The 7807-nt window shown below is 69.3% G+C and carries 6 protein-coding genes; all 6 read right to left on the minus strand.

The window, feature by feature from the left end; genetic code table 11:
* On the minus strand, positions 1 to 1539 hold a 1539-nt coding region (locus AC27VN_RS26060; protein WP_490878402.1), incomplete at its 3' end, for a phosphocholine-specific phospholipase C.
* 32 nt (positions 1540 to 1571) lie between these two features.
* Positions 1572 to 1754, minus strand: a complete 183-nt coding sequence (locus AC27VN_RS26065) for a hypothetical protein (RefSeq protein WP_093355428.1) — start codon at positions 1752 to 1754, stop codon at positions 1572 to 1574.
* 247 nt (positions 1755 to 2001) lie between these two features.
* Positions 2002 to 4254: a phosphocholine-specific phospholipase C gene (locus tag AC27VN_RS26070; RefSeq protein WP_490878403.1), complete on the minus strand. Its 2253-nt coding sequence runs from the start codon at positions 4252 to 4254 to the stop codon at positions 2002 to 2004.
* Positions 4255 to 4268: 14 nt separating this feature from the next.
* Positions 4269 to 6461 carry a phosphocholine-specific phospholipase C gene (locus AC27VN_RS26075; protein ID WP_490878404.1) on the minus strand — a complete coding sequence of 731 codons (2193 nt, stop codon included), beginning with the start codon at positions 6459 to 6461 and terminating at the stop codon, positions 4269 to 4271.
* Positions 6462 to 6508: 47 nt separating this feature from the next.
* Entirely contained in the window at positions 6509 to 6694 is a 186-nt protein-coding gene (locus tag AC27VN_RS26080) for a hypothetical protein (protein ID WP_208512533.1), read from the minus strand.
* 52 nt (positions 6695 to 6746) lie between these two features.
* Positions 6747 to 7807 (minus strand): LamG-like jellyroll fold domain-containing protein (locus AC27VN_RS26085; protein WP_490878405.1); only part of this gene is annotated, 1061 nt, incomplete at its 5' end.

The raw sequence follows: 7807 nt of genomic DNA on the forward strand, positions 1-7807 counted from the left end.
GAGCGTGGGCAGCGCCTCGCCGTTGGGATTGGCGAAGTTGAAGGCGCTCGTGAGGTCGCCGTTGACCGCGCGGCGGAACGGGCCGATGTTGCTTTCCTTCACGCCGAAGCGGGCCTCGACGAAGCGCAGCACCGAGGTGTGGTCAAAGGTCTGCGAGTTGACCCAGCCGCCGCGGCTCCAGGGCGAGATCACGTACATCGGCACGCGCATGCCGGGGCCGTAGACGTTGCCGTCGGGCGTGGGTTGCGACTGCGTCATGCCCGGCGGCTTGGGATGGTTGAAGTACTCGAAGCTCAGGTCCGCGTCGGACATCGTGGTCTTGCCCGCGAAGGCCTTCACCGAGGGGTCGGCCGATGCGATGGGCGAGGGCGCCGAGGCCGAGGGCACGTGGTCGAAGTAGCCGTCGTTCTCGTCGAAGTTCACGAACAGCACGGTCTTGCTCCAGACCTCGGGCACGGCGGTGAGCGCCTCCAGCACCTGCTGGATGTACCACGCGCCCTGCACCGGGCTCGAGGGGCCGGGGTGCTCGGAGTAGACGTCGGGCGGGATCACCCACGACACCGCCGGCAGCCGGCCGGCCTTCACGTCGGCGCGGAAGGCATCCATGATCGCGCCCGCGTCGAAGGCCGCCTGGTCGGCCACCGGCAGCGTGTTGGCCGTGCCCTTGTAGAGCGGGTTGCCGGCGTCGTCGCCGGGCGCGTAGGCCGGCGATGCGCCCTGCGGCAGCGAGGTGCTGACCGGCTTGGACGAGGCCTCGTTGGCCTTGCGGAAGTTCTTGAAGCCCAGCAGCGGATTGCAGCCGTAGTTGTTCGGGATGTTCTGGTAGACCATCCAGCTCACGCCCGCGTCCTGCAGGCGCTCGGCATAGGTCTTCCATTCGTAGCCCTCGGTCGAGGGACCGGTCGAGCTCCAGGCATTGACGTTGTTCACGTAGGCCACGTTGCCGCCGGTGGGGCCGTTGGTGCCGGTCCAGTGGAACGAGCGGTTGGCATGCGTGCCGGTGTGCATCGCGCAGTGGTAGTCGTCGCAGATCGTGAAGGCGTTGGCCAGCGCGAACTGGAACGGCAGCTCGGCCTCGGCGAGGTAGCCCATCGACTGCACGTAGGGCGCGGTGCTGCTGACCTTCTTGTAGCGCGGCCACTGGTAGAGGCGGCCGCCGTCCCAGGCGTTGTGCGAGTCGACCCAGGTGTGCGGCGTGCTGCTCACGCGCTGCGCGTTGCCTTTGCTGCCGTCGAGGTGATAGGGCAGCACCACCTTGCCGTTCTCGTCGAGCTGCTGCCACACGTTGAGCCCGTTGGGCAGCGGGATCGGGAAGCGGTCGCCGAAGCCGCGCACGCCCTGCAGCGTGCCGAAGTAGTGGTCGAACGAACGGTTCTCCTGCATCAGGATCACGATGTGCTCGACGTCCTGGATGGTGCCGGTCTTGTTGTTGGCGGGAATCGCGAGCGCGCGGCGGATGGCCGGCGGAAAGGCCGAGAGCGCGAGCGCGGCGGCGCCGGTGGTGGCGGTGCCGGTGAGGAATTTGCGGCGTGAGGTCATGGTGTTGTCGTGTTGTTTTTCGGGCCGTTGTATCAGGGCGCGCAGCGCATCACGGGCTGCGTGGTGGCGGGCGGGTTCTGCGTGCCGCCGTCGCCCGGGTTGCCCGTGCCGGGCAGTCCGCCGAAGCCGCCGCCGCTGCCGCCACCGCAGGCGGCGAGGGTGCAGGCCAGGATCAGCGCCGGCAGCAGCCGTGCGCGCGAAAAGAAGAGATGCATGGGAAATCCTCGCAGGTGTGTTTTCTTGTGAAGAGGCGACGAGGAGCGCGCCGCCACTGCCACGGTAGGAAGCGGCAATGACAGTCGAGTGAAGAACGAGGCCGAGGTGTAAGCGCGCGTTGCGCCTGTGCGCGCGATGAATACCAAAGCCGGACAGGCAGCGCGCGAAGGGCTCGCGCGTACCGTGTCCGGCCTGGTGGGAAGGCTGCGGGAGCGGGTCCCGAAAGCCTTCAGCGATGCATGCGCCTCAGAGGTCGGCCATGCCCATCGCGGGGTCGCTGACCGAGTGCTTGCCGGTCTCGACGCGGCCCGCGAAGCGGCGCGCGAAGATCGGATCGGCATCGCAGCCCACGGCGAAGTCGTACCAGGCGCCGCTCGACGAAAGATCCCAATGCAGCTCGGCCTTGGCGCCGGGCTGCACGGTCGCGGTCCACGGGCCGTCGTCGCGGTAGGCCTTGGCACGCACCGTGAACTTCGCGGCCTTCTTGCCGCCGTTGAGCAGCTCGAGGTAGACGTTGCCGTTGGCGATGTCGTAGCACACGCGGACTTCGGGGGCGGCCGCATCGCTCGCGCGCAGGCTGCCGAGGTCGCCCTTGAAGTGGCGGTGGTAGCCGTTCGGGCCGAGCACCCACAGGTCGTAGAAGCCGCTGTTGTCGCGTCCCGCCATCCAGGTGTCGTCGAGCGTCTTGCCGGCCTCGACCATGTAGCGGCGCGGCAGGCGCGCGAGGTTGAGCTTGTCGTAGACGTGGAACACCGCGGCCGCCTTGCCGGTGTTCGCGAACAGCAGCTGCACCGTGCCGTCGAGCGGTGCCGTGCGCGCGCTGGTGTGCAGCTCGTAGGGCAGGGCGCGCGAGGGCCGCGTGCCGGTGGTCTGGCGCGGCAGCTGCGGATCGAGCGGCAGCGGCACCTGCGACAGCGCCTCCTGGTTGCGCCGGATCTGGTCGACCTCGGCGCGGGTGGCGCGGCCGGTCAGCGTGGGCAGCGCCTCGCCGTTGGGGTTGGCGAAGTTGAAGGCGCTCGTGAGGTCGCCGCACACCGCGCGCCGGAAGGCGCTGATGTTGGGTTCCTGCACGCCGAAGCGGGTTTCGAGGAAGCGCAGCACCGAGGTGTGGTCGAAGGCCTGCGAGCTGACCCAGCCGCCGCGGCTCCACGGCGAGATCACGTACAGCGGCACGCGCGGACCCGGGCCGTAGACGCGGCCGTCGGCCTTGGGCTGGCCGCCGCTGCCCAGCGGCGCGGCATGCGTGAAGTACTCGGGACCCATCGCCGAGTCCGACAGCGTGGTCTTGCCCGCGTAGCTGCCGTCGCCGTTGGGCGAAGGTGCCGAGGGCGAGGGCAGGTGGTCGAAGTAGCCGTCGTTCTCGTCGAAGTTGATCAGCAGCACGGTCTTGCTCCACACCTCGGGCACGGCGGTGAGCGCGTCCAGCACCTCCTGCAGGAACCAGGCGCCCTGGATCGGGCTCGAGGGACCGGGATGCTCGCAGTAGATCGACGGCGCGTTCATCCAGCAGACCTGCGGCAGCTTGCCTTCGCGGATGTCGCGCTTGAAGGCGTCGAGGTAGTCCTCGGGCTTCGTGCCGGGCAGCGTGTTGGCCACGCCCTTGTAGAGCGGGCTCTTCGCATCGTCGGTGGCGCGGTCGTAGGCCTTGTAGGGCAGCGCCTGGCCGGTGTCGGCATAGGGCTTGTTGGGCTCGCCGCCGCTGGAGACCGGGTAGCCCGAGTCGATGTTGGCCTTGCGGAACTGGCGGAACGCGCCGAGCATGTTGTCGCCCCATTCGTCGGGCATGTTCTGGTAGCTGATCCAGCGCACGCCCGCATCTTCCAGGCGCTCCGCGTAGGTCTTCCAGGTGTAGCCCACGCCCAGCGAGCCGGGCCGGCCGTCGATCCAGTCCCATTCGTTGCGCACGAAGGCGGTGTTGGTCGCGGTCGGGCCGTTGGTGCCGGTCAGGTGGAAGGAGCGGTTGGCGTCGGTGCCGGTGTGCATCGCGCAGTGGTAGGCATCGCAGATCGTGAAGGCATTGGCCAGCGCGAACTGGAACGGGATCTCCGTCGCCTTGTGATAGCCCATGGCCTTGCTGGTCTTGTAGCGCGCCCACTGGTACATGCGCCCGCCGTCCCAGGCGTTCTGGCTGTCGGCCCAGTCGTGCGGCGTGCCGCCGTCGCGCTGCGCATTGCCCTTCGAGCTGTCGAGGTGGTAGGGCAGGATGGCCTTGCCGCTGGCATCGCTCTGCTGCCAGACGTTCATGCCCTTGGGCAGCGGGATGGTGAAGCGGTCGCCGAAGCCACGCACGCCGGCGAGCGTGCCGAAGTAGTGGTCGAACGAACGGTTCTCCTGCATCAGGATGACGACGTGCTCGACGTCCTGGATGGTGCCGGTCTTGTTGTTGGCGGGGATCGCGAGGGCGCGGCGGATGCTCGGCGGGAAGGCCGAGAGCGCGAGCGCGGCGGCGCCGGTGGTGGCGCTGCCGGTGAGGAACTTGCGGCGTGCGTTGTCGGTCATGGTGCGTGTCTCCTTCACAGATCGCCCAGGCCCATGGCCGGATCGCTGACCGAATGCTTGCCGGTCTCCACGCGGCCCGCGAAGCGGCGCTGCCAGCTCGCGTCGGCATCGCAGCTCACGACGAAGTCGTACCAGGCGCCGCTCGACGAAAGATCCCAATGCAGCTCGGCCTTGGCGCCGCCCGCGACGGTCGCGCTCCACGGGCCGTCATCGCGGTAGGCCTTGGCGCGCACCGTGAACTTCGCGGCGGCCTGGCCGGCGTTGAGCATCTCGAGGTAGACGTTGCCGTTGGCGATGTCGTAGCACACGCGCACCTCGGGCACGGCGGTGCCGCCGGCGCGCAGCCGGCTCAGGTCGCCCTTGAAGTGGCGGTGGTAGCCGTTCGGCCCGAGCACCCAGAGGTCGTAGAACCCGCTGTCGTCGCTGACCGCGTTCCAGGCGTCGTCGAGCGTCTTGCCCGGCTCCACCATGAAGCGGCGCGGCAGGCGGTCGAGGTGCAGCCGGTCGTAGACGTGGAACACGGCGGCGGCCTTGCCGGTGTTGGCGAAGATCAGTCGCACGCTGCCGCCGATCGCATCGCTGCGCGCGCTGGTATGCAGCTCGTAGGGCAGGGCGCGCGAGGGCCGCGTGCCGGTGGCCTGGCGTGGCAGCTGCGGATCGAGCGGCAGCGGCACCTGGGACAGCTTCTCCTGGTCGCTGCGCAGCCGGTCGGCCCCGCCGCGCGTGGTGCGGCCCGCGAGCGTGGGCAGCGTCTCGTTGTTCGGGTTCGCGAAGTTGAAGGCACTCGTGAGGTCGCCGCACACCGCGCGCCGGAAGGCGCTGATGTTGGTCTCCTTCACGCCGAAGCGCGCCTCGATGAAGCGCAGCACCGAGGTGTGGTCGAAGGCCTGCGAATTGACCCAGCCGCCGCGGCTCCAGGGCGACACCACGTACATCGGCACGCGCACGCCGGGGCCGTAGACCCGGCCGTCGGGCGCGGGCTGGCCGGTGGTGCCCGGTGGCTTCGGATGGTTGAAGTACTCGGGCTTGAGCGCGTCGAGCGGCAGCGTGGTCTTGCCCGCGGGCGTGCCGTCGGGATTGATCGAGGGCGCGGCGGGCGAAGGGTAGTGGTCGAAGTAGCCGTCGTTCTCGTCGAAGTTGATGAGCAGCACGGTCTTGCTCCACACCTCGGGCACGGCGGTCAGCGCATCGAGCGTTTCCTGGATGTACCAGCCGCCCTGCACCGGGCTCGACGGTCCGGGATGCTCGGAGTAGGTGGCCGGCGCGACGATCCACGACACCTGAGGCAGCTTGCCGTTCTTGATGTCCTGGCGGAACTGCTCGAGGAAGCCGCCGTCGCCCATGGTGTTGGCGATGCCCTTGTAGAGCGGGTTGCGCGCGTCATCGCTCGCAGGGTCGTAGACCGGCGAGGGGCCGTCGTTGCTGACCGGCTTGCCCGAGGCCTCGTTGGCCAGGCGGTACTGCTTGAAGCCCGCGAGCGGGTTGTCGCCGAAGTTCTCCGGCATGTTCTGGTAGACGATCCAGCTGACCTTGGCCTCCTGCAGGCGCTCGGGATAGGTCTTCCACTCGTAGCCCTTGGCCGAGCCGTCGATCGAGTCCCACTCGTTGTTGACCGTGGCCACGCCCGCGCCGGTCGGGCCGTTGGTGCCGGTCCAGTGGAACATGCGGTTCGAGTTGGTGCCGGTGTGCATGCTGCAGTGGTACTCGTCGCACAGCGTGAAGGCATTGGCGAGCGCGAACTGGTAGGGCACCTCGGCTTCCTTGAAGTAGCCCATCGCTGCGTTGGTCTTGTAGCGCGCCCATTGGTAGGTGCGCCCGCCGTCCCAGGCGTTCTGGCCGTCGCTCCACGAATGCGGCGTGCCGCTCACGCGCTGGGCGTTGCCCTTGGTGCTGTCGAGGTGGTAGGGCAGGATGGCCGTGCCGCTGGCATCGCTCTGCTGCCAGACGTTCATGCCCTTGGGCAGCGGAATCGTGAAGCGGTCGCCGAAACCGCGCACGCCCATCAGGGTGCCGAAGTAGTGGTCGAACGAGCGGTTCTCCTGCATCAGGATGACGATGTGCTCGACGTCCTGGAGGGTGCCGGTCTTGTTGTTGGCGGGGATCGCGAGGGCGCGGCGGATGCTCGGCGGAAAGGCCGAGAGCGCGAGCGCGGCGGCGCCGGTGGTGGCGGTGCCGGTGAGGAATTTGCGGCGTGAGTTGGCGGTCATCGTGGTGGCGTCCTGGGCATTCTTTCGGTGCGCAAAGGAGCGGACGCTCAGGGCGCGCAGCGCTTCACCGGCTCGGTGGCGGCCGGCGGGTTCGTGCCGCCGCCGGGGTTGCCGGCGCCGGGCAGGCCGATGAAGCCGCCGCCGCCGTCGCCGCCGCCGCAGGCGGACAGCAGGCAGGCCAGCAGCAGGGCGGGCGCGAAGCGAAGCAGGTGAAGGGAACGTGGGGCTTGCATGGTGATCCTCTCTCTCGGGTCGTTGTGTTGGGGGGAAGGGGGGCGAGGGCGCTCAGGGCTCGAGCGTGGACAGCGGCTGGCCCGACTTGAAGATGCTCGTGAGCTCGTCGGCCGTGAGCGCGCGGTTCCAGATCGCGAACTCGTTGAAGTCGAGCGGGCCGCGCGGCGAGCTGGTCCAGCGCTTGTAGTACTGGCCGGTGCCGTCCTCGTTGAGGCTCAGGCCGTTCTTCAGGCCGCCGAGCTGGGCCACGATGTCGGCGGTCATGTCGGCGCTGCCGGTCTGCAGCGCGCGCGCGGCGTCGAACAGGAAGCCGGTCATCTTGAGGTTGGCCTTGTCGATCACGACCGCCACGTAGGCCCACTGGCCGGCGCTCAGGCGGTAGCCGTTGCTGTCGGCGCGGTCGCCGCCCTTGCCGACGTTGAAGCGCAGCTCGCAGCCATCGAACAGGCCGATCGCGAGGCCGGCATTGCTGCCGCTGTCGTAGTTCTTGTTGGCGATCACCGAGGCGCCGTCGCCCGCGCCCACGCTGCAGGTTGCGTCGGTGCGCAGCCAGAAGCCGATGGTGTAGGCCGTGACCGAGGGCGCGGTCGCCACGTCGGTGGTCTGCAGCAGGCGGTAGCCGGCGGTGCCGTCGGCGGTCTTCACGCTGCTGTCCACGCGCAGGGCCTTGGCCTTGTACGGGGCCTTGAAGCCGTCGTCCGTCAGGCTGCCGCCGTCGGCACCGGCGGCCCAGGGCGCGAGCGTGGAGGCGCTCCTGCGGTCGGCGGGCGGCAGCGCGTCGAGCGGGTAGTAGTTGACCAGGCCGTTGCGCAGCGTGGGTGCGAGCGTGGCGGGCTTCACGTAGGTGACGCGCGCCGGCAGCGCGAGGCTCGCATCGCCCGCGACCACGGTGTAGTCGAAGGCCAGGATGCCGTCGCTGGCCGCTTCCACGGGGTCGTTGTAGGCGGTGGCGCCGGCCGCGAGCGTGGCGACCAGCTTGCCGTCGCGCAGCACCTTCACCGGCACGTTCGCGTTGCCCGCGAGCGTCCACGAGAGATCGACGCTGGTCTTGTCAGCGCCGGTCTTCGCCAGCAGGCCGCGCAATGCGGTGGCGGCCTGCAGCGGCTGGCCGT

The organism is Variovorax sp. 20P10.2.4, assembly GCF_058244205.1.

Coding starts and splice junctions, on each gene's coding strand:
- AC27VN_RS26070 (WP_490878403.1), bottom strand. CDS start 4,254: ATGACCGACAACGCACGCCGCAAGTTCCTCACCGGCAGCGCCACCACC.
- AC27VN_RS26065 (WP_093355428.1), bottom strand. CDS start 1,754: ATGCATCTCTTCTTTTCGCGCGCACGGCTGCTGCCGGCGCTGATCCTG.
- AC27VN_RS26080 (WP_208512533.1), bottom strand. CDS start 6,694: ATGCAAGCCCCACGTTCCCTTCACCTGCTTCGCTTCGCGCCCGCCCTG.
- AC27VN_RS26075 (WP_490878404.1), bottom strand. CDS start 6,461: ATGACCGCCAACTCACGCCGCAAATTCCTCACCGGCACCGCCACCACC.